The 23,011-nt window shown below is 70.4% G+C and carries 20 protein-coding genes and 1 tRNA gene; 12 read left to right on the top strand and 9 right to left on the bottom strand.

Annotation, left to right across the window (positions count from 1 at the left end):
- On the top strand, positions 1–1,017 hold the full coding sequence (locus LXT13_RS01630) for a class 1 fructose-bisphosphatase (RefSeq protein ID WP_233369857.1): 1,017 nt from the start codon (positions 1–3) through the stop codon (positions 1,015–1,017).
- Positions 1,018–1,066: 49 nt separating this feature from the next.
- A tRNA-Thr gene (locus LXT13_RS01625) sits at positions 1,067–1,142 on the top strand.
- A 448-nt stretch (positions 1,143–1,590) separates the two neighbouring features.
- Here LXT13_RS01625 and LXT13_RS01620 read toward each other — a convergent pair.
- From LXT13_RS01620 to LXT13_RS01610, 3 genes are all read right to left on the bottom strand, one after another.
- The gene (locus LXT13_RS01620) at positions 1,591–4,164 is read right to left on the bottom strand and encodes a chemotaxis protein CheW (protein WP_233369856.1); all 2,574 of its coding nucleotides are present in this window, start codon (positions 4,162–4,164) and stop codon (positions 1,591–1,593) included.
- 319 nt (positions 4,165–4,483) lie between these two features.
- Positions 4,484–5,656 carry a glycosyltransferase gene (locus tag LXT13_RS01615; RefSeq protein WP_233369855.1) on the bottom strand — a complete coding sequence of 391 codons (1,173 nt, stop codon included), beginning with the start codon at positions 5,654–5,656 and terminating at the stop codon, positions 4,484–4,486.
- Position 5,657: 1 nt separating this feature from the next.
- A complete protein-coding gene (locus LXT13_RS01610) occupies positions 5,658–5,996 on the bottom strand; it encodes a hypothetical protein (protein ID WP_233369854.1) in 339 nt (112 codons plus the stop codon).
- Positions 5,997–6,091: 95 nt separating this feature from the next.
- Between LXT13_RS01610 and LXT13_RS01605 the strand changes: the two genes are divergently transcribed.
- Genes LXT13_RS01605 through LXT13_RS01565 form a run of 10 tightly spaced genes read left to right on the top strand, consistent with a single transcriptional unit; the run spans position 6,092 to position 16,493 of the window.
- Positions 6,092–7,267, top strand: coding sequence for a zinc-dependent alcohol dehydrogenase (locus LXT13_RS01605; RefSeq protein ID WP_233369853.1), 1,176 nt, complete (start codon positions 6,092–6,094; stop codon positions 7,265–7,267).
- Positions 7,268–7,308: 41 nt separating this feature from the next.
- The gene (locus LXT13_RS01600; protein WP_233369852.1) at positions 7,309–7,779 is read left to right on the top strand and encodes a hypothetical protein; all 471 of its coding nucleotides are present in this window, start codon (positions 7,309–7,311) and stop codon (positions 7,777–7,779) included.
- Positions 7,780–7,814: 35 nt separating this feature from the next.
- Positions 7,815–8,573, top strand: coding sequence for an SDR family oxidoreductase (locus LXT13_RS01595; RefSeq protein WP_233369851.1), 759 nt, complete (start codon positions 7,815–7,817; stop codon positions 8,571–8,573).
- 7 nt (positions 8,574–8,580) lie between these two features.
- Entirely contained in the window at positions 8,581–9,252 is a 672-nt protein-coding gene (locus LXT13_RS01590; protein WP_233369850.1) for a D-glycero-alpha-D-manno-heptose-1,7-bisphosphate 7-phosphatase, read from the top strand.
- Positions 9,201–9,689: an adenylyltransferase/cytidyltransferase family protein gene (locus LXT13_RS01585; RefSeq protein ID WP_233369849.1), complete on the top strand. Its 489-nt coding sequence runs from the start codon at positions 9,201–9,203 to the stop codon at positions 9,687–9,689. The genes LXT13_RS01590 and LXT13_RS01585 overlap by 52 nt, the downstream gene beginning before the upstream one ends.
- Positions 9,686–10,618, top strand: coding sequence for a bifunctional heptose 7-phosphate kinase/heptose 1-phosphate adenyltransferase (locus LXT13_RS01580; RefSeq protein ID WP_233369848.1), 933 nt, complete (start codon positions 9,686–9,688; stop codon positions 10,616–10,618). The genes LXT13_RS01585 and LXT13_RS01580 overlap by 4 nt, the downstream gene beginning before the upstream one ends.
- Positions 10,618–10,746, top strand: a complete 129-nt coding sequence (locus LXT13_RS28375) for a hypothetical protein (RefSeq protein WP_255719197.1) — start codon at positions 10,618–10,620, stop codon at positions 10,744–10,746. Before LXT13_RS01580 ends, LXT13_RS28375 begins: the two co-directional genes overlap by 1 nt.
- Positions 10,746–12,770: a hypothetical protein gene (locus LXT13_RS01575; protein ID WP_233369847.1), complete on the top strand. Its 2,025-nt coding sequence runs from the start codon at positions 10,746–10,748 to the stop codon at positions 12,768–12,770. Before LXT13_RS28375 ends, LXT13_RS01575 begins: the two co-directional genes overlap by 1 nt.
- 10 nt (positions 12,771–12,780) lie before the next feature.
- Positions 12,781–13,800, top strand: a complete 1,020-nt coding sequence (locus tag LXT13_RS01570) for a GGDEF domain-containing response regulator (RefSeq protein WP_233369846.1) — start codon at positions 12,781–12,783, stop codon at positions 13,798–13,800.
- Positions 13,801–13,856: 56 nt separating this feature from the next.
- The gene (locus LXT13_RS01565) at positions 13,857–16,493 is read left to right on the top strand and encodes a hybrid sensor histidine kinase/response regulator (RefSeq protein WP_233369845.1); all 2,637 of its coding nucleotides are present in this window, start codon (positions 13,857–13,859) and stop codon (positions 16,491–16,493) included.
- 16 nt (positions 16,494–16,509) lie between these two features.
- Here the strand turns inward: LXT13_RS01565 and LXT13_RS01560 are convergent, their stop codons facing one another.
- The 6 genes from LXT13_RS01560 to LXT13_RS01535 are packed head-to-tail and all read right to left on the bottom strand — an operon-like array spanning position 16,510 to position 22,966.
- On the bottom strand, positions 16,510–17,478 hold the full coding sequence (locus LXT13_RS01560) for a UDP-glucuronic acid decarboxylase family protein (protein WP_233369844.1): 969 nt from the start codon (positions 17,476–17,478) through the stop codon (positions 16,510–16,512).
- Positions 17,475–18,425, bottom strand: a complete 951-nt coding sequence (locus LXT13_RS01555) for a glycosyltransferase family 4 protein (protein ID WP_233369843.1) — start codon at positions 18,423–18,425, stop codon at positions 17,475–17,477. The genes LXT13_RS01560 and LXT13_RS01555 overlap by 4 nt, the downstream gene beginning before the upstream one ends.
- Complete coding sequence (locus LXT13_RS01550; protein WP_233369842.1) at positions 18,401–19,495, bottom strand: glycosyltransferase family 9 protein; 1,095 nt, start codon at positions 19,493–19,495, stop codon at positions 18,401–18,403. The genes LXT13_RS01555 and LXT13_RS01550 overlap by 25 nt, the downstream gene beginning before the upstream one ends.
- Positions 19,492–20,472 carry a glycosyltransferase family 2 protein gene (locus tag LXT13_RS01545; protein ID WP_233369841.1) on the bottom strand — a complete coding sequence of 327 codons (981 nt, stop codon included), beginning with the start codon at positions 20,470–20,472 and terminating at the stop codon, positions 19,492–19,494. Before LXT13_RS01545 ends, LXT13_RS01550 begins: the two co-directional genes overlap by 4 nt.
- A gap of 2 nt (positions 20,473–20,474) precedes the next feature.
- Positions 20,475–21,629: a glycosyltransferase family 9 protein gene (locus tag LXT13_RS01540; protein ID WP_233369840.1), complete on the bottom strand. Its 1,155-nt coding sequence runs from the start codon at positions 21,627–21,629 to the stop codon at positions 20,475–20,477.
- Positions 21,626–22,966, bottom strand: a complete 1,341-nt coding sequence (locus LXT13_RS01535) for a glycosyltransferase family 4 protein (protein ID WP_233369839.1) — start codon at positions 22,964–22,966, stop codon at positions 21,626–21,628. Before LXT13_RS01535 ends, LXT13_RS01540 begins: the two co-directional genes overlap by 4 nt.
- Between the last annotated feature and the right edge of the window lie 45 nt (positions 22,967–23,011).

The raw sequence follows: 23,011 nt of genomic DNA, 5'->3' as shown, positions 1-23,011 counted from the left end.
ATGTCACGCCAGACCAGCCTGACCCAATACCTCATCGAGCAGCAGCGCGAGCACGGCCACATTCCGCAGGAGCTGCGGCTGTTGATCGAGGTGGTCGCGCGCGCCTGCAAGCGCATCGCCATCGCCGTCAACAAGGGCGCGCTGGGCGGCGTGCTCGGCTCGGCCGGCAGCGAGAACGTGCAAGGCGAGGTGCAGAAGAAGCTCGACATCATCGCCAACGAGGTACTCATCGAGGCCAACGAATGGGGCGGTCACCTCGCCGCAATGGCCAGCGAGGAGATGGACAGCATCTACGTCGTGCCCAACCGCTACCCGCAAGGCGAGTACCTGCTGCTGTTCGACCCGCTCGACGGCTCGTCCAACATCGACGTGAACGTCAGCATCGGCACGATCTTCAGCGTGCTGCGCAAGGTGGGCCATTCGCGCGGCGTCAGCGAGGAAGACTTCCATCAGCCCGGCAGGCAGCAGGCCGCCGCCGGCTACTGCGTCTACGGCCCGCAGAGCATGCTGGTGCTGACGGTCGGCGACGGCGTAGCCATCTTCACACTGGACCGCGAGACCGGCTCCTGGGTGCTGACGCAGGACGGCGTGCGCATCCCCGAGGACACGAAAGAATTCGCGATCAACATGTCCAACCAGCGCCACTGGGCGCCGCCGGTGACGCGCTACATCGACGAATGCCTGGCCGGCGTGGACGGCCCGCGCGGCAAGGACTTCAACATGCGCTGGGTCGCCAGCATGGTGGCCGACGTGCACCGCATCCTCACGCGCGGCGGCGTCTTCCTCTACCCGTGGGACCAGCGCGAGCCCGACAAGCCCGGCAAGCTGCGGCTGATGTACGAGGCCAACCCGATGGCCTTCATCGTCGAGCAGGCCGGCGGCGCTGCCACCAACGGCCGCGAGCGCATCCTCGACCTGCAACCCACCAAGCTGCACGAGCGCGTCGCCGTGGCGCTTGGGTCCAAGAATGAGGTCGAGCGCGTCACGGCCTACCACCTTGAGAACGCTCGAAAATAGTGGCTATAATGGCGGGCTTCGGCGGCAACGCTGAAAACCGCCAAAGCGGGCCGGCATAGCTCAGTTGGTAGAGCAGCGCATTCGTAATGCGAAGGTCGGGGGTTCGACTCCTCTTGCCGGCACCAAAATCAAGAAAATCAATCAGTTATGAAGCCGCCTTGTGCGGCTTTTTTGATTTTTGGCGCGCTTTTCTGCTGTGCCATGGCACAAAAATCGGCGTGATCTCTAACGCTGATCTCGACACCCACTCTCGTCGCGGAGTCGGTTTCGACCGGCTTAGCCAACCACATGCTGGCTCGGCCTGCGACCCAGCGGTCACGACGGCCGATGCCCTTGCGCGTCCTGCCATGCAGCGAATTCCAAAGGCCTCAAGCCGAATCTCACCGCGTTGCAGGATGCAGCGCCGTGAACTCTGCCAGCACCAGCTTCACGAAGTGATCTTCATCTGCGGCCGGACCCGCAACCTTAGCGCCTTTGCTCCCTCAGGAATGCTCGGGCCCTGCCCATGGGGCAGGCCAGCCACTCAATCGCCCCGGCCGTCGTTGGCCGCGTGCGCCGGCGAGGCCATGGGGCTTACTGTGCAGGCAGCGCGGACTGGGCCGGTTCCGCGTCGACGCCCAGATGCGCCCACAGATCGGCCGCCGACAGCAGCGTCAGCATGCTGGAAGACGAGCCCTCGCCGCCGCGCACGAGGCGTGCCCGCTGGCCCGGGCCGGCCAGCGCCTGGCCAGCGGCGATGCTGAACACGGCGCCCAGTTCGTCGACGCGCAGCGCTAGCGTGCGGCCGGCCTCGCGGCAGATCAGCACTGGCGCATCGCTGGCCGCCGCGGCGCGACCATACAGCGCCAGGCTCAGGTCCAGAACCGGCACCATGCGGTTGTCGTGCTGCAGCATGCCCACCAGCGCACGTGGCGCATTGGGCAAGGCGGTCAGGCGCGGCTGCTCCAGCGCTTCCACCAGCAGGCCGGCCGGCAGTCCCAGCCACTCGCCCGCGACGCTGAAGGCGGCGATGTCCAGACGCTCGCCGCCCGCCTGCGCAGGCGGCGGTACGAAGCCCGCTTCCGCGCCGTCCTGCGGGCCGTCGCGCCGCTGCCCCAGCGGCACGAGCAGCAACGCGGCGACATCCTCGCCGGACGCCGCCTGGCCGCGCTTGTACTCGCGGTAGCCTTGCGACATGGCAATGCCCGCCGCGTAGACGCGGCCGTCGATCTGCAACTCCTGCCGCGCCGTCTGCCCGGCATGCAGGGCTGCGAGGACGGCTGGCGAGATGGGCCCCGGCAAACCCGGCGTCCAGCGGCCGTCGGTGCTGGACACGACGCGCCCGTCGCGCGCCACGAACAGCCCGGCCGAGCGCACGGCGCTGTCGCCCGCCTCGTCCGGCAGCGACGCCTTCAGCATCGCGCCGAACTGCGGCTCGCCATCGAAGACGATGGCAATGCCGCCCACGATCTGGCCTTCATGCGCCACGGCGCAGGCATAGACATAGGTGGGCCGCTCGCCCGCGTCACCGTCGGCCGCGCCATACAGCGGGCTGGCCTCGTGACGCGAGACGACATGGCGCTCGGGGTCACGCAACCCGAGGGCGGCAGCCACCCAGGGCGCCTGCAGCGAACGGCCCACGTGGTGGGCTTGCGCCGTGTCCGACACCGCCACCACCCGACCCTGCAGGTCGTAAACAAGCAGCAACGAGTAGACCGTGTAGAGCGCATTGATCTGCTGCAGCACCTGCTGCGCCTCGGCGGCGGCGGCCGGCGCATCGAGTGTCGTCTGCGCGGCCAGCGCGCGCTGCAGCCGCACGTCCAGTGCCCACCAGCGGCAGTCGTTGGCCCGCTCGTAGAGGTTGCGGTCCATGATGTCGACGGCCAGCCGCGCCTGGAAGACGGCGCCGTCGAACACGGCCGCCAGCGCGGCTCCCTGGAGCTTGGCGATCGCCTGCTCGAACACCTGGCGCAACTGCGCGCCGGTGCGCTGCACCTCGTTGAGCAGCGTCGTCGCGAAGCTGGCGCCACGTTCGCCGTCGCCCTGGCCGTGGCTGCGCAGCTTGCCGTTCCACAACGTGCGGGACAGGTTGCGCTGGATGCGCCTAGCCTCCAGCGGAATGCCTTGCAGCTCCGCATCGAACAGCTGGGCCGTGTCGATGGCCTCGCCTAGACGGCGCAGGTCCTCGTTGGCGGCGGCGTCGGCCTCGCCGTCGAAGGCCCATTCCAGCGGCGTCATCACGCAGGCAGTCCAACCGGGCGGGCCCATGTAGCCCTCGTAGCCACTGGCCGTGGCCGTCGCGCACAGATAGTCGCGTCCGGCGAACAGCAGGCGTTCACCGTGGATGGACAGCTGCGCGCCCGGCGGCACCTGCCACGCATCGGAGCTCTGCAGCACGCGATGCTCGGCGTCCAGCAGGCAGATGACGGCATGCACGTCCTGGCCCGCCAGCAGCTGGTGGAAGATGGCGCTCATCTCGTCGGCCAGCTTGAAGGACAGGCACAGCAGGCCCACGACGCCGGAAGGCGCATGCAGAGCTCGCGCATAAATCAGCCCCTGGCGGCCGCCCAGCAACGCCGTCGGCCCGAAGCGCTCGACGTACGGCGCATCGGAGGCAAGCGCAGCGGCCACCCACGGCTCGTCGCAATTCGTGAGCGGCTGGCTGTCATCGCACCGCGCCAGCACCTCGCCGCGGGGCGACAGCACGATGACGTCGTCATACACCGAGTATTTGGCCGTGTAGGCAGCAAGACGGGCCTGCACCGCGGCGCGCCTGGTTGCATGGTCCGGGGCCGTAGGGTCCAGCGCCGCATGCGCGCACAGAGGACCGTCGGAGGCGAGAAATCCCACATCGGCCGTGCGCTCAAACAAGTTGCGCACGAGGATGTCGATGGCCACGCGAGCACGCCCGTTCATGCGAGCCAGCGCGTTGTCACGCAGGCGGCGGGCCAGGCTGTCAAGCAGCGTGGTCGTGAGGTTCTGGAAGGCCGTGCGGGTCTGCCCGATGTCGGTTGCCGTGCCGCTCATCTGCCCCAGCAGCGCCAGGCTGTCCCACACCCCTTGCAACCGCAACAGTTCTTCCCGGTGTTCGTCAACCAGCGCCATGCGCCGCAGGTACGGGGCCACTTCGGGGCTGAACGGCAGCCCCCGGTGCCAAATCTTCTTCATCGCTTTCGAGTTCTCGGTCACAAGGTCAAATGAAACACCGCGTAACTGCAAGCGCTGTGCCCACGGTGGCGTTCACTGCAGGATGGGCAGGTCTGGTCGAGCCACCTTGTGCATTCATGCGGGTTGTGGCGCGGCTCAACGCGGGACCTGTTCCGAGACGCAGCGCTGCACCTTGGCTGGCGAACCTCCGAGCGCCTCGGGATGCCGCATGGACGCCCCGGCATGGGGCGGGCGGCGCCAGAATCGGTCAACGTGGCGCACCGTTAGGTGGCAGGTCGTCCGCGCTGTGGCGAGATCCCGCCACAGCCGGGAAGCGCCGTCAGGATTGCCGCAGAAACTGCCGGGTCGGCATGGCCAGAGCGGCCTCGGCGTTGGCAGGCGCGGCCAGGCGTTCGATCAACTGTGCCATGCCGTCCACGCAGGCGCCCAGGTCGAAGCGCGCAACGACACGCTCCCGCGCGTGTCGGCCCATGCGGCGGCGCAACGCCTCGTCGGCCAGCAGCGTGGCGCAATGCTGCCCAGTGCCATGGAAGTCACCCGGCGCGGCGAGCCAACCGGTGTGCCCGTCCTGCACGAGGTCCGGTACGCCCCCCACCCGCGTCGCCACGACGGGCAGCCCGCAGGCCATGGCCTCCATCAACGCCAGAGGCATCGCTTCGGAATGGGAGGTGGACACGACCACGTCGAGTTCGGGGTAGACGGCCGGCATATCCTCCCTCAGCCCTATGAGATGCACACGCCCCTCCAGCCCCAGTTGCTCGGCCTGTGCGATGAGGCTTGCCCGCATCGGCCCGTCGCCGACGATCACCGCATGCGCCCCAACATGCCGCCGCGCCAGCACGTGCATGGCCTGCAGGAACACCTCCGGCCCCTTCTCCGGCGACAGCCGGCCGACGAAGCCCAGCAGCGTGGCGTCCTGCGGCAAGCCGAGCGACTCGCGCAGCGTGCGATGGCCCCGCAGCCGCGGCTGGAACATGGCGGTGTCCACGCCGTTGGGCACGCAGCTGAGCTGTTCCGGCCGCACTCCCAGGCCGAGCGCATGACGGTGGCTCGGCCGGCACACCACGCAGAGGTGGCTGCCGGTGGCGCGATGGACTTCCAGGTCCAGCATGCCGACCTCTCGGCCGTGCAAGGTCGCGATGACGGGCCGCTCCGCCAACCGGCCCACCAGCCCGGCCAGCACATGGGCACGCGGCAGGTGGGCATGCAGCACATCCACCAACTGCGACTGCACCAGCGCCAGCGTCGTCTGCAGGCTAACCCACGACGGGTCGTCTGCCATCGGCACCGTGTGCACTTCGGCCCCCAGCGACCGCAGCCGGTCCGCGAACGGCCCCTCCACCGGCACCAGCGCCGTGAAGCGAAAGCGCTCGCGCGGCATGCGCTCGATGAAACGCTCCACCCAGCTCTCCATGCCGCCCACGATGGCGTTGCCAACCACCTCCAGCACGTGCAGCGGCGCCGCGCGGGCGGCGGTCAGCGCGGGCGGCATGTCAGGCCGCGCCGGCAGTTCCTGGGTCGTCCGGCTTGATCCGGTCGAGGCGCTCTTGGCGCCAGCGGTCGAAGTCCTCAGCGAAGCGCTCGTAGCGCATCTGCTGCCAACGCGGGTAGTGGGCGTCCAGCTCACGCGCATGCTCGTCGCGCAGGCGCCGGTAGTCGGGGTCGAGCAAGGCGGCGTCGGGCGACGTCGGGTCAAAGCGCTTCTCGAAGTCGTAGCCATGGGGGCCGCGCGGTCGGGCCGGCCGCCAGTCGCCGTAGTCGGTGCCGGCGGTGCTGCGGGCGCCGTCGCCGGTCGGAATCACTTGGGCGCCACGGTCGGGGGTGTTGCTCATGGAGGAGAAACGCAGTCCAGGGGGCCACCACGGGCAACGGACGTTCCCGGCCACGGCACGAGCCTTGCCTGGTGGTGCGACCCCAAGGAGACCCCATGCGCGCACTCACGTATCACGGCACCCAGGACGTCCGCGTCGACAACGTGGCCGACCCTGTCCTCCAGCACCCACAGGACATCTTGCTGCGCGTCACCGCCACGGCCATCTGCGGCTCGGACCTGCACCTCTACCGCGGCAAGGTGCCGGGACTGAAGGAGGGCGACATCCTCGGCCACGAGTTCATGGGTGTCGTCGAGGAAGCCGGCCCGGCCGTCACTCGCGTCAAGCGCGGCGACCGCGTCGTCATCCCGTTCGTCATCGCCTGCGGCGCGTGCTACTTTTGCGAGCGGCAACTCTTTGCCGGCTGCGAGACAACGAACGACGGCCGCGGCGCCATCCTGAACAAGAAGGACCTGCGCCCGGGCGCGGCGATGTTCGGATACACGCACCTGTACGGCGGCGTGCCGGGCGGCCAAGCGGAGTTCGTGCGCGTGCCGATGGCCAACACCGGCCCCATCGGCGTGCCGGATGCACTGAGCGACCCGCAGGTGCTGTTCCTGTCCGACATCCTGCCCACCGGCTACCAGGCCGTGCTCAATGCCGAGGTCGCCCCGGGCACCAGCGTGGCCATCTTCGGCGCCGGCCCCGTGGGCCTGATGAGCGCGGCCTGCGCGCGCCTGAAAGGCGCCGAGAAGATCTTCATCGTCGATCAACACGAGGAGCGCCTGCGCTTCGCCGCCGAGCAATACGGCGCCGAGCCGATCAACTTCGCCAAGATGGACGATCCGGCCCAGGCCATCATCGAGGCCACGCAGTTCCGGGGCGTCGACGCCAGCATCGACGCGGTCGGCTTCGAGGCCAAGGGCAGCGCCGTCGAGACGGTGCTGACGACGCTCAAGCTCGAAGGCAGCAGCGGCGAGGTGCTGCGCCAGGCCATCGCCGCGACCCGCCGCGGTGGCATCGTCAGCGTGCCGGGCGTCTACGCCGGCTTCATCCACGCCTTCCTGTTCGGCGATGCGTTCGACAAGGGCCTGCAGTTCCGCATGGGGCAGACCCACGTGCAGCGCTACATGCCGGAGCTGCTGGAGTACATCGGGCTGGGCACCCTGAGGCCGGAGGCCATCGTCACGCACCACCTCACGCTGGACGAAGCGGCCCGTGGCTACGAGATGTTCGACAAGAAGCAGGACGGCTGCCGCAAGATCATCCTGACGCCCGGAATGAGCGCATAGCAGGGGGATCGCGGGCACGCAGCTTGCCATGCGGTCGCCGCATGGACACCACACCCCCCGCCTCCCGCAGCCGCTTCCTCACGGAGGAAGTCGCCCGCGCCGCCATCACGGCGGTCGCCCCTGCCATCCTGGCCCAGCTGACCCGGCCCGACGTCAGCGGCCTCGGCGTTCTGCACCTCGTCGTGCTGGACCCGACGCGGTCTGACGGCGACGAACCGGTCGTCCTCTGCGAGCAGTCGCTCGGTGACCGCGACCGCTGGGACGTGGACTACGCCGACTACGCCCGGCGCAAGGCCCGGCTCTCGTGGCGCCACCGCATGGACAGCCGCCGGCTGCAGCTGCTCGAGCCGCACCGCCTGCATGCCGACGATCCGCCGCTGTGGGGCAGCGTCTACGTCGACGGACTCGTGGTGGCTGCCAGCGGCGCCTTTCCGATCTGGGACGAGTGCTTCTCCCTGATGGTCGCCGCGCAGCTGCGCGCCCGCGCCTGGGTGTCGTCCTGCCCGTCATGAGCGCGCCCCGATTTCCTGCAACTTCGAGAAAAGACATGACCTCGACTTTCCCTTCATCCACGCCCGACCTGTCCTCGCTGCAAGGCCAGGTGGCGCTCATCACCGGCGGCAGCCGGGGCCTCGGCGCCGCTATCGCGCAGGTGCTGGGCGAGTCCGGCATGCGCGTCGTGCTGGCCGACGTGGAGCTGCAGCGCGCGCAGGACACGGCCGCCGTGCTGGGCGAGCGCGACATCCAGGCTGTCGCCGTCGCGCTGGACGTGAGCGACCCCGCGCAATGCGAGCGCGTCGTCAACGACGCCGCCGCGCAGTTCGGCCGGCTCGACGCCCTCGTCAACAACGCCGCCATCGACGTCACCAAGCCGCTGGCCGAGCTCAGCGTGGCCGACTGGCAGCGCGTGCTGAACACCAACCTGTCGGGACCGCTTCTGATGACGAAGTTCGCCACCACCCACATGGCCCGCCAGGGCGGCGGCCACGTCGTCAACATCGCGTCCACGGCGTCCAAACGCGCCTGGCCCAACGCCAGCGCCTACCACGCCACCAAGTGGGGACTGCTGGGCCTGTCGCATGCGCTGCACTCGGAGCTGCGCGAGCAGAACATCCGCGTTGGCGCCATCGTCGCCGGCGGCATGCGCACGCCCTTCCTGCTAGATCGCTTTCCCGGCATCGACGAGAGCAAGCTGCAGGACCCCATCAACGTCGCGCTGGCCGTGCGGTGGATGCTCCAGCAACCGGAAGGCACCGTCGTCCCCGAGATGACCGTGCTGCCGATGCGCGAATCATCGTGGCCGTGACATGGGCGTGCTCGACCCCCTGGCCATGCTGATGCCCCCGCCGGTGGAGCGCCCGCTGCGGCCGGCCTTGTTCATCGACAAGGACGGCACGCTGATCGAGAACGTGCCCTACAACGCCGACCCGGCGCTGCTGCGCTTCATGCCCGGCGCGGGCGAGGCCCTGACGCGGCTGCAGCGCACGGGCATCGCGCTCGTCATCGTCACCAACCAGAGCGGCCTGGCGCGCGGCTACTTCACGCGTGCACAGTTCGCCCGGCTGCAGCAGGCGCTGCTGCAACGCCTGCAACAGGAATTCGGCGTCGCGATCGACGGCTTCGAGGTCTGCCCGCACGCCGCCGGCGCCGAGGGTCGCCCCGGCTGCCTGTGCCGCAAGCCAGCGCCAGGCATGTTGATCCGCGCCGCGCACCGCCACGGGCTGGACTTGTCGCGCTCGTGGATGGTGGGCGACATCCTCGACGACGTGGAGGCCGGACACCGCGCCGGCGCCGGCGGCCTGTTGTTCGACAGCGGCGGCGAGACAACGTGGCGGCGGTCGCCGCTGCGCGAGCCTGACGCCGTCTTCACCGACTGGGCCGCCGTGGCCGACCACATTGAGCAGGCCCTGCAAACCGCCACCGGAGACGCACGATGGAACCCGCATGGGACAGCACCGTCGAATGCCTCGACCCTGAACGCCTGATTGAACGGGTGCCGTGGCTGGAGAGGCCGCTGGTCGTGACCAACGGCGTGTTCGACGTGCTGCACGCCGGCCATGTGAGCTGCCTGGAGGCCGCGCGGCGCGAGGGCGGCACGCTGGTCGTCGCGCTCAACAGCGACGTCTCGGCACGCAACCTCGGCAAGCCGGGCGAGCGGCCGTTCAACGCGCTGGACCAGCGCGCCCGAGTCGTGGCCGCGCTGGGCTGCGTGTCGTGGGTGACCTGGTTCGACGAACGAACGCCGGCCGAACTGCTGGACGCCCTGCAGCCCGACATCTACGTCAAGGGCGGCGACTACAGCGCCGACACGCTGCCCGAGGCAGCCCAGGTGCGCAGCTGGGGCGGGCGCGTCGTCATCGTGCCCCATCTGGACGGCCATTCCAGCACGCGGCTGAACGAGCAGATGCGGGATGCCGCATGAATCCGTCCGAGGTCTTCAGCGCGCCGCCGTCAGTGCTCGTCGTCGGCGACTGCATGCTGGATGTCTACCTGGACGGTGCCGTGCTCCGCATCTCGCCCGAGGCGCCCGTGCCCATCCTCAGGCTCGCCCAGCAGTCGCAGCGCACCGGCGGTGCGGCCAACGTGGCGCTGAACCTCGCCCGGCTGCAATGCCCCGTGACGCTGGCTGGGCTCATCGGCACCGACACCGCCGGCGCCTGCCTCGTGGAGCTGCTGGACGAGCCGGGCATCACGCAGCGTCTCGTGCGCAGCCCGCACGTGCAGACGACGCAGAAGATCCGCCTCGTCAGCCAGCGCCAGCAGCTGCTGCGCATGGACGTGGAGAGCGCGCCTCCGCCAGCGCCCGTTGACGAGCTGGCCGGTCTCGCACGCGAGCTGGGTGCCCGCCACCGCTGGGTGCTGCTGTCCGACTACGCCAAAGGCGCGCTGGCCCGGCCGGATCTCCTCATTGAGCACTGCAACCTGCAGGGCAGCCGCGTGCTGGTGGACCCCAAGCGCCGGGACCTGTCCGCCTACCGCAGCGCGTGGCTGCTCAAGCCCAATGTGGCGGAACTGCGCGACGCCGTCGGCGACTGGGCGAGCGAGGCCGAGTTGTGCGCTCGCCTCGGCGATCTGCAACAACGGCTGGACATCGAGCACGTGCTGCTGACGCGTGGCGAAGCCGGTATGAGCCTATACAGCCGCGGCGGCGGCTGCCTGCACGTGCCGACCGAGGCGCGCGAAGTCTATGACGTGAGCGGCGCCGGCGACACCGTGCTGGCCGTGCTGACCTTCGCGCTGGCGCGCGGCGACGCGCTGGAGGACGCCGTGCGGCTGGCCAACCGCGCCGCCGGCCTGGTGGTCGGCAAGTTCGGCACTGCGGCCGTCACGCTGGAAGAACTGGCCCCCTGATGAGCGCCCTTCCCTCGGCCTTGCGCCCGCTACACGTACCGCCCCAGCGCACGGCGCGCATGCAGGAGGCGCACCTCCTCATCGGCCACACCTGGTGCGCGCTCGTCGAGGAGGCACTGGCGCCGTGATGCCCGCACCACCACCGCTGGCCTCATTCTGGATGGGCGGCTATGAAGGCGCCGATCACCTCAACGGCGCCGGCGAGATGCTGGACATGGTCGCCGCCACCGGCCACGACCAGCGCCTGGACGCCGACTATCGCGCCGCGCGCCGCCTCGGCCTGCGCTGCGTGAGGGAGAGCATCGGCTGGCGCTTGTGCGAGCGGCCCGACGGCACGTTCGACTTCACGCGCGTCGTTCGCATGGCGCTGGCCGCGCGCCGCCAGGGCCTGCAGATCCTGTGGACGGTCATGCACTACGGCCTGCCAGCCGACCTGACGCTGCTGGACGACGCGCTGATCCCGCGCTTCGCCCGGTTTGCAAGCGAGGCGGCGCGCACGCTGGCGCCGCTGTGCCCGGGCACGCGCTTCTACACGCCGATCAACGAGATCAGCTTCCTGTCGTGGGCCGCCAGCGCCACAGGCGACTTGGGGGCGGCCGGCCTGCAGCGGCAGGGCACCGCCGAAGACACGCGCATCAGCGGCTACCAGATCAAGCAGCGCCTCGTGCGTGCCGCGCTGGCGGGCATGGCGGCCATGCGCGCGCAGGACCCGCAGTGCCGCTTTTTGCACGTGGAGCCGGTGCTGCACGTGGCGCCGCAGGACGCGGCCGATGCCGAGCAGGTGCAGTTGGCCCGAACGATCGAGGCCTACCAGTGGCAGACCTTCGACATGCTATCGGGCCGCATGGACCCGGGACTCGGCGGCCAGCCCGACGCTCTGGACTGGCTCGGCCTGAACCATTACCACTCCAGCCAGTGGGAGGTGCCCGGCGAGAAGCGCCTGCCCTGGCACCTGCGCGACCCGCGCCGCCAGCCGCTTTCCACGCTGCTGGCCGAAGTGTGGCGCCGCTATCGCCGGCCGATGATTGTTGCCGAGACCGGCCACATCGGCGTGGGCCGCGCGGCCTGGCTGCACGAGATCGCCGGCGAGGCGCGCCGCGCGCGCGCCGCCGGCGTGCCGCTGGAAGGCGTATGCCTGTATCCGCTGCTCGACCGCCCCGACTGGAACGACACGACACGCTGGCACCGCAGCGGCCTGTGGCACCTGCAGGCGCCGGAGACTCGCAGCCTGAACCGGCCCGTGGCCCGCGCGCTGGCCGCCTGGCAACGCCAGCTGGTGGACGAGCCGACGCGCACCGGCCTACTGCTGGTGCTGCCCTGCGCGTGGGAAGACTGGCGCGCGCCGCGCGAGGCGCTGGTAGCCGCGCTGTCCGCCACACGCCCACTATGTGTGCTGGAGCCGCCGCGGGCCGCACCGGCCGACACGCTGCTGCGCCAGCATACGCTGGCACCACGCGCTGAACTGCTGGTGCTGCACGGCCGTGGCGCCAGCAGTTGGGCCGAGGCGCCGAGCGCCGCGCAGCTGGCCCTGGTGCGCGCCGCGCTGCGCCAGGCAGGCCGCGAGCGCTGGGTGTGCTGGCTGGCCGGCTGGCGCGGCGACGGCCACCCGGCCTGGTGGCGCGAGTTGCAGGTGGCCGGTGTCATCCTGCAGCCGGACGCGCTTGTGCCCCCTAAGGGCGACGTGCTGCGCCATGCGCGCGGCCGGCTGCCCGCGGCGTGGCCCGTGGCGGCTGCACGCCGCCCTGCGCCGCACGGCTACGACGCCGAGGAGATGTCCCGGCTGCTGGCAGGCATTCCCGAGCCGCGGTGCTGGCTGCTCGCGCCGCCCGTGATGTCCGAGGCAGCAGCATGGCGGCTGCGCCAGTTCGCCGAGCAGCGCCCACGGCAGCAGTTGCTGGTGGACGCTTCCGCGCCGGCCCAGGGCGCGCCCTGGCCAGCCAACCTGCTCTGGCTGGGGCCCGTGCATGACAGCCTGCATGCGGCACTGGCCGCCACGGTGGAGAAGGTGCAGCCCTGGGCCGGCCCGCAGGGCTGGAGCGGCCCGGAACCGCTGGCTGCGGTTGCCGAGGAAGAGCCCGACCTGCAGGCTGCGCTGCGCACGCTGCTGGCGCACGGAAACCGGCTTCGCCTGCGCGCCGCGCCGCTGCGTTGAAAGGCTCGCGATGCCGCCCCTGCCCTGCTCCGATGGCGATGCCGATCCGGCGCCGGCGGGTGGTGCCGGGGTCACGCATGTGCTCCACGTCGACGACAGCGCTGACAACCGGCTGTCCACCAAGCTGATCCTGGACCGGCCAGGGCTGGAGGTGGTGTCGGCTGCGTCCGCCGCCGACGCGCTGGCGCGGCTGCGGGAACATGAGTTCGCGTTGGCGCTGGTGGACGTGAACATGCCCGAGATCGACGGCTTCGAGCTGGCCGAAGCGATGCGGGACGATCCGCAATCACGCGAGGTGCCCATCATCTTCCTCACCGGCGCCAGCGGCGATGCTGCCCGCACCTTCCGTGGATACGAAGCCGGCGGCGTGGACTTTCTCGTCAAGCCCGTGGCCCCGCGCGTGCTGGAGAGCAAGGTGCAGGCCTTCGTCGCGCTCTACCTGCAGCGCAAGGCGCTGCGCGACCAGAAGGACGACTGCGAGCGCCTGCTGCGGGCCAACCAGCGCATGGCCGCTGAACTCGAACGCGCCCACGAGGCCGCGGTGCACGCTGCCTTCACCGACGAACTCACCGGCATCCCCAACCGTCGCCACATCCTGAAGCTGGCCCAGACCGCGCTCACCGACCCGCGACGCCATTCGTGGCCGGTGTGCTTCGCCGTGCTGGACCTGGACCACTTCAAGCGGATCAACGACCTGCACGGCCACGCCGGCGGTGACGCCGTGCTGCGCCACTTCTGCCGCCACACGCAGAGCCTGCTGCGCGCCGGCCAGGCGATGGGCCGCCTGGGTGGCGAAGAATTCCTGCTGCTGCTGCCCGGCACCGAGCTCACCGACGCCTGCACGGCGCTGGAACGCGTGCGCCGCAGCCTGGGCGCCCTCGACGGCATCGCCTACACCTTCTCCGCCGGCGTGGCCCAGGCCCAGCCGGGCGACAGCCTGGACGCCGTGCTGGAGCGTGCCGACCGGGCGCTGTACCTGTCCAAGTCGCGCGGCCGGGACTGCACGACCAGCGAGCTGATGGGTTTGTGACGGTCAGTGTGGAGCCGCCGACGGACCACTACGGGTCGATGCCTTACGCTCCAACCATGCGCACCGAGCTGGATTCCATCTACCGCAGCGCTCCCATCGGTCTGGCCGTGCTGGACCGGGAGTTTCGGTTCCTGAGCATCAACGAACGGCTGGCCGAGATGAACGGCGTGACCGTGGAGGCCCACTTGGGCCGCACCGTGCGCGAACTGCTGCCGGCGTTGGCGGACCAGGCCGAGCCCCTGCTGCGACAGGTGCTGGAGAGCGGCCACGCGATCAACGACCTCGAGATCCGCGGCGAGACGCCCGCGCAGCCGGGCGTGGAGCGGGTCTGGCGCGAGCAGATCATGCCGATGCGCGACGAGGCCGGCGTCGTGCAGCGACTCAGCATCGTGGCCGAGGAGGTCACCGAGCAGCGACGCGCCGAGGACGCGCTGCGCCGCAGCCGCCAGAACCTGGAGCTGGCCATGGAGGCCGCAGGCCAGGCGATGTGGGAGTGGAGGATTCCCGAGGACCGGATGCAGTACACCGGCAACTGGGGTCAGGTGCTGGGTTTCTTCCCTGGCCAGACAGGCCGCACGCGGCGCGACTGGCTGTCTCTCGTCCTGCCCGGAGACCGGGACCGGGCCAACGCCTGCCTGGACGCCTATCTGCAGGGCAGCACGCCGAGCTTCGACTGCGAGTGCCGCATGGGTCATGCGCGTGGCCACACGGCGTGGGTGGCATTGCAGGGCAAGATCGTGGACACCGATGCCCAGGGCCACCCGCTGCGCATGATCGGCGTGGCACGCGACGTGACCGCCGCCCACCGTGACCGCGAGGAGCTGCAGTACCAGGCGCAGCTGCTGCAGCTGGCCTTCGATGGCATCTTCGTGTGGACGCCCGCCGGTGGCATCGAGTACTGGAACCATGGCGCCGAGATGCAATACGGCTACAGTGCTGCGGAGGCCCTGGGGCGTCCCCCGAACCAGCTGCTGCACACCGAGTACCCCGGTCCCGAGGCGCACAAGGACGAGGCGCTGCGCAACAGCGGCTTCTGGCGCGGTGAACTCATCCATGTGACGAAGGACGGCCGGCGCATCACCGTCAATGCGGTCATGCAGCGCGTCAGCGACGGCAATGAACGCGTACTGGAGATCACTCGCGACATCTCCGAAGCCAAGGCCTACGAGGCCTTGTTGCTGGACCGGGAGCGGGCGTTGCAACACTCGCAGCAGCGCCTGCAGGTGGCGCTGGATGCCGGACACATGGGCGTGTGGGACTGGGTGCCGAGCCGCGAAGACTGCTTCTGGAGCCCGGAGGTCTACAGCCTGCTGGGCCTGCCGGCCGACAGGCTGCCGCTGACGCGGGAGTTCCTGGCCATGGTGCATCCCGACGACCGGGCCACGCTGGACGCCGTCATGGCCGACGTCCTTGTGCGCGGTGGCGACTACGAGACCGAGTTCCGCGTGACGCGGCCCGACGGCGAGGTGCGCTGGCTTGTCAGCCGGGGCCGGGTGCTGCACGAGCCTGCGGGCAGCGGCACCCGCATGGTGGGCGTCAACTTCGACATCACGGAGCGCAAGCGCATCGAGCAGGTGCTGCAGCAGGCCGATGAGCGTCGCACCGAGTTCCTGGCGATGCTGGCGCACGAGCTACGCAACCCGCTGGCGCCCATTACCAATGCCGTATACCTGCTGGAGAAGGCTGGCACCGACGCCGCGCGGCGCCAGACCGCGATAGACATCTTGCACCGCCAGACCGCGCAGCTGACGCGTCTCGTCGACGACTTGCTGGAAGGCAGCCGCATCACGCAGGGCCGCATCGAGCTGCGCCTGGAGAACGTGCTGATCGCCACCTCGGTCTTCCAGGCCATCGAAGCCGTCCGCCCGCTGGCCCGTGAGCGCGGCCAAACCCTCACCGTCAAAGTGCCGCCCGACCTGGACCTGGTGGCCGACCCGGCACGCTTAACACAGATCGTCTCCAACCTCGTCACGAACGCCGTCAAGTACACGCAGCCAGGCGGACACATCGCCGTGCTGGTGCGCGCCCGCAACGACGACAAGCTCACCATCGCCGTGCAGGACGACGGCCCGGGTATCTCCGACGCACTGAAGCCGCATCTCTTCGAGCTGTTCACGCAGGACCGGCGCACGCTGGAGCGCTCGCAGGGCGGGCTCGGCATCGGCTTGGCGCTGGTCAAGCGGCTGGCCGAGCTGCACGGCGGCGACGTGCGGCACGAGACGCCCAGGTCGGGCGTCGGGGCGCGCTTCGTCGTCTGCCTGCCGCGCCACCGCAGCCTAGACGCCGCAGCCCTGCCATCCAGCATGCCGACGCCACCGCGGCTGGCGCCGCTTGACCTGCTGGTCGTGGACGACAACCTCGACGCCGCGCGCAGCCTGGCCGCGCTGTTGGAGATGGACGGCCACGCTGTGGCGCTGGCCCACGACGGCGAACAGGCGCTGGACGCCGCGGCATGCCACTGGCCCGAGGTCGTGCTGCTGGACCTCGGACTGCCCAGGATCGACGGCCTGGAAGTGGCACGCCGGCTGCGCGCCGTGGCCGACGGGCGACCGCTGATCCTGGTCGCCACCAGCGGCTACGCCCAGGTCAGCGACCGGCTCGCCACGGCCGCCGCCGGCTTCGATGCCCACCTCGCCAAGCCGGTGGAGCTCGAGCAGATCTATGCGGCGATCGAATGCTGCCTGGCGGCCTGATCGGTCGCCGCGCGGTTTAGGCCACGGTCACGCGTCTGACGCCCAACACACCGCGAAAGTGATGGATCGTGCGCTGCAGCCCGTCCTCCAGCGCCACCTCGGGCTGCCAGCCGAGCAAGGCCTTCGCCCGAGAAATTTCGGGGCAGCGGCGCCGCGGGTCGTCCTGCGGCAGCGGGCGGAAGACAAGCCGCGAGCGGCTGCCGGTCAGGCGCAGGACCAGCTCCGCCAATTCCAGCATCGTGTGCTCCCCGGGGTTGCCGACGTTCACCGGCCCCGTCTCGCCGCTGTCCATCATCAGCAGCAGCGCGTGCAGCGTGTCGCTCACGTAGCAGAAGCTGCGCGTCTGGTGGCCATCGCCATAGACGGTGAGGTCTTCTCCCTGCAATGCCTGCACGATGAAGTTGCTCACCACGCGGCCGTCGCCGGGGCTCAGGCGGGGGCCGTAGGTGTTGAAGATACGGACCATGCAGGCATCCACCGCGCGCTGCTGGCGGTACGCCATCAGCATGGCCTCGGCGCAGCGTTTGCCTTCGTCGTAGCAGGACCTGGCGCCGTTGGGGTTCACATGGCCCCAGTAATTCTCGTGCTGGGGATGCACCTCGGGGTCGCCATAGACCTCGCTGGTGGACGTGTGCAGCAGACGTGCGCGACTGACGCCCGCCAGCTCCAGCAGCCGCCATGCGCCCAGCACGCTGCTGAGCACGGTGTCCACAGGTGACTTCTGGTAGTGCGGCGGGCTGGCCGGGCAGGCCAAGTTGTAGATGCGGCCGGCCTGGGTCATGTCGGGCGTCGGCTCGGCGCCGACGTCGCGCCGCGTGAACGTGAAGCCCCGGTGGCCCAGCAGCCGGTCCAGGTGGCCGATGTCGCCGGTGCTGAGGTTGTCCAGCGCCATGACGCGCTGGCCGCGCGCCAGCAATGCTTCGCACAGGTGGCTGCCGATGAAGCCGGCGGCGCCGGTGACGAGGACGGTGTCCGGATCGCTCATGTCGTGACCTCCTTGAAGACCTGCATCCAGTCGGCCACGAAGCGGCCGATGTTGAAGCGCTCCTGCGCCAGCGCTCGGCCGCGGGCGCCCCAGTGCTGCGCAAGGCCCGGCTCGCGCAGCAGCAGCGACATCGCATCGGCCAGCGCTTCGGGGCGGTTGTCGATGAAGCCGTTGTCGCCGCTCCTGATGACGCTGGACAGCTCCGTCGTCGCCAGGCCCACGATGGGCTGGCCCACCAGCATGGCCTCGATGAGCGCCAGCCCCAGACTGGTGTAGCGCACCGGGTGGAAGAAGAAGCGGTAGGCCGCCATCAGCCGGGGCAGTTCGAGCTGGGACACCTCGCCGATGCCGCCCGGCAGTGTCTCGCTGCCCATGCCGGCAAGCGTTAGCGGCAGCTGCTCGTGCAGCTCCAGGTACAGGTCGGCGCCGAGCCGGCGGCCGCGCCGCGCCAGCATATTGACGACAACGAGGCCGCGCGGTTGGTCACCGTGGTAGGCCACGTCAATCAGCGGCTTCACGCCGTGCTCGATGACGCGCGCGGGTGTCTCGCCCGCGTCCCACATCAGCGCGTTGAAGTGCGTGCAGTGCACCAGCAACGCGCCGCGGTCCTGCACCCAATGACGCTCGTTCGTCGGATGCTGCTGCGGCGGGTCGTGCTCCAGGTAGATGCGCGGCAGTGCCTGCTGGGCGGTGGACAGCCAGCGCGGCCGGTCGGCCTCCCAGCCGGCACGGTGCTGGTATAGCACCACGTCGAAGTCCATGTCCTCGATGCGCTCCAGCGGCGCCTCGTGCACGTTGGGGCCCCAGGGCAGCGCGCCGACGCGACCCACGCGGCCTGCCGAGCGCTCAGGGTCGGTCACAAGGTAGAAGTCGTGCGGGACCTGCGTCAGGTTGTAAAGGTAGTTGCCGTGGACATGCCACGTCAGGATGCGCAGGCGGCGGGACATGGAAGTTTCTCCAGCAAGTCGTTGGTGTGCATGAGCAGGTCGTCCAGAGTGAGCACCACCTCGTGCGCGCCCAAATCCAGCGCACAGCCATGGCCCACAGGGCAGACGGTATGGGCGCAAGGCCGGCAGGCGGCGGGCTTGGCCAGCACGCGGTGCCGCCGTGTATCGGCCGGCGCCCAGCGCGCCACCTCGCTGCCACAGGCCACGACGACACTGGGCACGCGCAGTGCTGCAGCGATGTGCGACACGCCCGTGTCGTTGCACACCAGCACGCGCGCGTCACGCAGCAACGCACCGAGCGCCCACAGGCTCGTGCGACTGGCCAGGTCGACATGCGGCACACCGCGCCGGGACAGCCGGTGCGACAGGTCCGCCACGAGCGACTGCTCCGACGGGGCGCCCGTCAACACGACGGTCAGCCGCCGCTCGTGCAAGGCTTCCGCCACGGCGGCGAAGCGAGCGACCGGCCAGCGCCGCGAGGGCAACTGCGCGCCGGCATGCACGCAGGCATAGGGGCCGCGGTCGCCCCACGCCGGCCAGGCCGCGCGCAGGGCCGTCACGTCCTCCGGGCGCAGCGGGAACTCCAGCGCGCCATCGTCCGTCGCGAGGCCCAGGTGCCGGCACAGCGCCAGCAGCCGCTGCACCTCGTGGCCGTGCACTGGCCAAGCGCAGAACAGCGGTCCGGGCGGCGGCGCGTCCGGCGGATGGAAGCCGGCCATGTGCCGCGCGCCGAACAGGCTCACGAGCGGATTCACGATCTGGCCGCTGCCGTGCAGCTGCACGGCCACATCGAAGCGGCGCGACTGCATCTCGGCAAGGAAAGCCGGAATGGCAGCCAGATCGACCGGCCGCTCCGGCAGCCCGGGCCAGCCCGGGAAGGCCAGCCACTCGTCCACACAGTCCAGCCGCTCGGCCAGCTCACGCGCAACCGGCAGGCCCACCAAGCTGATGCGGGCCTCGGGCCACGCGCGTCGAAGCGCGCGCAGCGCGGGCACGGCGCACAACGTGTCGCCCAGCACCAGCGCGCGGAACACGGCGATGCGCTGAACCGGACCGAAGTCGGGCGTCATAGGAAGGGCGTCCGGAAATGCAGGGCACCGCGCAATCGCCAGTAGACCGACAGGAACGGGATCGCCGCCGATGTCGCCAGCATCTCCACTACATGGCCGGGCTCGCGCGACGTGGCGCGCAGCCGCCGCCACGCGAACCGCAGCACCAGTGCGAGGGCAACCGTCAGCGACAGCAGCGCCGGCGTCGGCGCGGCAGCCAACGCCAGCAACAGGGCGGCCAGCGTCAGCACGACGATGAGGTAGTAGTCCCAGGGCGGCAAGCGGCGGATGCGCTCGCGGTAGATGCGCGGATGCTTGCGGTGCAGCAGTGCATCGAAAAACACGTTGCGCTGCTGGCGCAGTGACACACCCCAGCGCTCGGCGCGCACCGGATGACGGACAACGGCCTCCGTCGCCCGGCCCACGGGGCCGAGCTGCAGCAGCCGGAAGTGCAGGTCCGAGTCCTCGCGCCAGGCCCGCAGGAAGCGCTCGTCGAACCCGTCCAGCTGCTGCAGCGCACGGCGCCAGACGAACGCATTAGCCGTGACGAACTCGGCCGTCTCCAGGCCCTGCGTCATCAGCTCGTGGTCGGTCGGCGGATGGCCGGTCTCGCGCGGAACGTGGACCCGACCGGCGGCCGCCACCCAGTCGCGATGCAGCATCAGCGCCGCAAGCCCCTGCTGCAGCCAGGCGGGATCGGGCTGCGTGTCGTCGTCGGTGAAGGCCACCACGTCAGCGCTGGCCGCGCGCCATCCGCAGTTGCGCGCAACCGCGGGCCCCCGCCCCTGCCCGGGGCGCAGGTAGCGGATGCGCGTGGCAGCCGACCGCGCGATGCCGCGCACGCGCTCGCGGGTGGCATCATCGTGCCCATCGTCCACGACGACGATCTCGAAAAGGTCGGAGTCCAGCGTCTGCCCGAGGAGTGCCGCCAGGCAACGCGCGATCAGCTCGGGGCGCCGGTAGGTCGGAACGACGACGCTGATGTCGGGCGTGCGCATCGTCATGCCGCCCAGGCCACCGGCCGCAAGAAGGTGCGAACCGCCTCGGCCACCGCCCGCGGCGGCACGCGGCGCAGGCAGTCATGGTGGCCCTGCGGGCAGACGCTCTTCAGGCAGTTGCGGCAAGGCACGTCGTGGCTGAGCACGCGCGCCGGCACCCGCCACGGCGTGTGCTGGGGGTTGGTCAGCGCGTACAGCTCCACCACCGGCGTGCCGAGCGCCGCGGCCAGATGCACCGGGCCGCTGTTGTTGGCCACCAGCACGCGTGCGCCAGCCACCAGCGCCGCCAGCGTGCCAAGCGTGGCGGGAGGTGGCAGCACCACCCCATCGCCATCCATCGCCGCCTCGGCCTCGCGCAGCAACGCCGCCTCGCCGGGCCCCGCGCAGAACACGATGCGCACGCCGGCGAGCAGCGGGTCGCGCCGCATCAGCGCCGCCGCGGCACCGAAGCTGGCGGCCGGGTAGCGACGCGACGCGGCGCTGGCCCCGGGATGCACGAGCAGGTATGGCACGTCGGGCGCCAGCCCGGTTGCCTGAAGCAGCTGCCGGGCGGCCTGGCCGTCCTCCTCCCGCACGTGAAATCGCAACCGCTCGTCCCGCGTGCGCAGGCCCACCTGGGCCACCAAGTCCAGCTGCCGCTGCACCTCATGCCGCAGCGTGACGCTGCCTATCAAGTCGCCATCGGCGATCTCGTCGCTGAGCAGGCCGTAGGCGCGCTCGCGGCTGTGGGCCAGCACGAGCGGAATGCCCGCCAGCCGACACAGCAGCGCTGCCGGCAGCGGGCTCTGCGTGCAGACGGTGAAGATGATGGCCGCGTCGAAGCGCGCTTCGGCGAGCCGCCGGAGCTGCGCGCGCTCGGCCTCGCCATGTGCGAGCGACGGCGTGCGGCGAGCCAGCTCGTCCAGCGCCGCAGCGCCAGCCTTGACCCACGGCGCATGGAAGCCGATGACTTCGTCCACGTCACGCAGGTGCGGCTGCAACGCCTGGCTCGGCGGCGCTGCAAGCAGCGCGAGATGCGCCTTCGGCAGCGACTCACGCACGGCCGCGATGGCGGGCGTCGTCATCAGCACGTCGCCCAGGTTGTCCAGCCGGATCAGCAGCACGCGGCGCGCCTCGCTCCAGCGCTGCAGGCGGCCCTCGACCGCGGGCTCGCTCACCCCTTGGCTCCAATCGTCTGCAAAGCCAGCGCGGCGCCGTGCAGCCCCGCGGCGAACGGCGCTCGGGTGGGCAACAGCCGCAAGCCCACGGAGGTGCGGATGCGCCGCTGCTGTGCCACCAGCGAGTAGACGCGCTCCAGCTTGTCTGCCGCGCTCTCCCACGTGAAATCGCGGCACACGCGCACGCGGCCGGCGCGGCCCATGAGCCGGCCCAACTCGGGAATGCAGCGCAGGTCTTCCAGCCGCTGGGCCAACTCCTCCGGATCGTTGGGCGGCACCAGAAAGCCGGTTAGTCCATCCACGACGGTGTGCTGTATGCCGCCCACCGCGGAGCCGATGACGGGCGTGCCGCAGGCCATCGCCTCCAGCGGCGTGATGCCGAAGGGCTCGTACCAGGGTGTCGTCACGAACACGTCGGCGGCGTGGTAGTAGTCCTTCAGCTCATGGCGGTCGCGCCTGCCGACGAAGCTCACGCGATCGGCGACGCCGGTCTCCACAGCGATCTGGCGCAGCCGGCCGATCTCGGGCGTGCAGGCCTCGTCGGGCTCGCGGGATTCGCCGCCCACGACGAGCAGTCGCCAGGGCCGGCCTTCGCCCAGCCGGCCGACCGCTCGGACGACGTTGTCGATGCCTTTGCGCGGCACCAGGCGGCCAAGCTGCAGCACGATGAATTCGTCATCCGGCAACCCCAGGCGGCGGCGCGCCGCATGGCGGTCGCCGGTCGTGAATTCTTGCGGGTCCACGCCGCAAGGCACCTCGGCAATGCGGTGCGGCGGCACGCCACAGTGACTCATCAAGTCCTTGACGTCCTGCGGGCACTCGGCGATGACGCAGTCGGCCTCGCAGGCGATGCGCCGTTCCAGTTCGATGCGGTCGACGGGAAACTTGTCGGCCTCCTTCTGGTGCAGCCGGCGAACGGCACCCAGCGCGTGGAAGGTCTGCACCAGCGGCACATTCAGCTGGCGCTGCACGCGCAGGCCCACAAGGCCCGACATGAAGAAGTTCCCGTGCACCACGTCGTACGGCAGGCTGCGCCGCATCAGGCGTACGGTCTCACTGCCGAACGTCTTCATGTAGGGCAGCAGCTGCTCCTTGGGCACGAAGGTGGGCGGGCCTGCGTCGATGTGCAGCACGCGCACGCCGGGCCGCAGGTCCATCGCCGTTGGCAACGTGCGCTGGTCCCGCCGCGTCAGCACGTCCACATGGTGCCCCTGCCGAGCCAGTGCCTGGGCGACGTGCAGAACATAGACATTCTGTCCACCGGCATCCACACTGCCCTGGCTGGCCAGGGGCGAGGCGTGCTCGCTGATGATCGCGACTCTCAAAGCTGCCGTCATGACTGCTCCATCCACTTCGATGAAGCGGCTCGGCAATCGACATAC

This window comes from Pelomonas cellulosilytica (assembly GCF_021353265.1).
Classification (GTDB): Bacteria; Pseudomonadota; Gammaproteobacteria; order Burkholderiales; family Burkholderiaceae_C; genus Pelomonas; species Pelomonas cellulosilytica.
The sequence above is the reverse complement of the archived record's forward strand: the minus strand, read 5'-3'. Positions and strand labels throughout refer to the sequence as shown.

Bases quoted from the DNA above. Each gene is read 5' to 3' on its own strand.
- LXT13_RS01630 (WP_233369857.1), top strand. From the start codon at position 1: ATGTCACGCCAGACCAGCCTGACCCAATACCTCATCGAGCAGCAGCGC.
- LXT13_RS01620 (WP_233369856.1), bottom strand. From the start codon at position 4,164: ATGAAGAAGATTTGGCACCGGGGGCTGCCGTTCAGCCCCGAAGTGGCC.
- LXT13_RS01615 (WP_233369855.1), bottom strand. From the start codon at position 5,656: ATGCCGCCCGCGCTGACCGCCGCCCGCGCGGCGCCGCTGCACGTGCTG.
- LXT13_RS01610 (WP_233369854.1), bottom strand. From the start codon at position 5,996: ATGAGCAACACCCCCGACCGTGGCGCCCAAGTGATTCCGACCGGCGAC.
- LXT13_RS01605 (WP_233369853.1), top strand. From the start codon at position 6,092: ATGCGCGCACTCACGTATCACGGCACCCAGGACGTCCGCGTCGACAAC.
- LXT13_RS01600 (WP_233369852.1), top strand. From the start codon at position 7,309: ATGGACACCACACCCCCCGCCTCCCGCAGCCGCTTCCTCACGGAGGAA.
- LXT13_RS01595 (WP_233369851.1), top strand. From the start codon at position 7,815: ATGACCTCGACTTTCCCTTCATCCACGCCCGACCTGTCCTCGCTGCAA.
- LXT13_RS01585 (WP_233369849.1), top strand. From the start codon at position 9,201: ATGGAACCCGCATGGGACAGCACCGTCGAATGCCTCGACCCTGAACGC.
- LXT13_RS01580 (WP_233369848.1), top strand. From the start codon at position 9,686: ATGAATCCGTCCGAGGTCTTCAGCGCGCCGCCGTCAGTGCTCGTCGTC.
- LXT13_RS28375 (WP_255719197.1), top strand. From the start codon at position 10,618: ATGAGCGCCCTTCCCTCGGCCTTGCGCCCGCTACACGTACCGCCCCAG.
- LXT13_RS01575 (WP_233369847.1), top strand. From the start codon at position 10,746: ATGCCCGCACCACCACCGCTGGCCTCATTCTGGATGGGCGGCTATGAA.
- LXT13_RS01570 (WP_233369846.1), top strand. From the start codon at position 12,781: ATGCCGCCCCTGCCCTGCTCCGATGGCGATGCCGATCCGGCGCCGGCG.
- LXT13_RS01565 (WP_233369845.1), top strand. From the start codon at position 13,857: ATGCGCACCGAGCTGGATTCCATCTACCGCAGCGCTCCCATCGGTCTG.
- LXT13_RS01560 (WP_233369844.1), bottom strand. From the start codon at position 17,478: ATGAGCGATCCGGACACCGTCCTCGTCACCGGCGCCGCCGGCTTCATC.
- LXT13_RS01555 (WP_233369843.1), bottom strand. From the start codon at position 18,425: ATGTCCCGCCGCCTGCGCATCCTGACGTGGCATGTCCACGGCAACTAC.
- LXT13_RS01550 (WP_233369842.1), bottom strand. From the start codon at position 19,495: ATGACGCCCGACTTCGGTCCGGTTCAGCGCATCGCCGTGTTCCGCGCG.
- LXT13_RS01545 (WP_233369841.1), bottom strand. From the start codon at position 20,472: ATGCGCACGCCCGACATCAGCGTCGTCGTTCCGACCTACCGGCGCCCC.
- LXT13_RS01535 (WP_233369839.1), bottom strand. From the start codon at position 22,966: ATGACGGCAGCTTTGAGAGTCGCGATCATCAGCGAGCACGCCTCGCCC.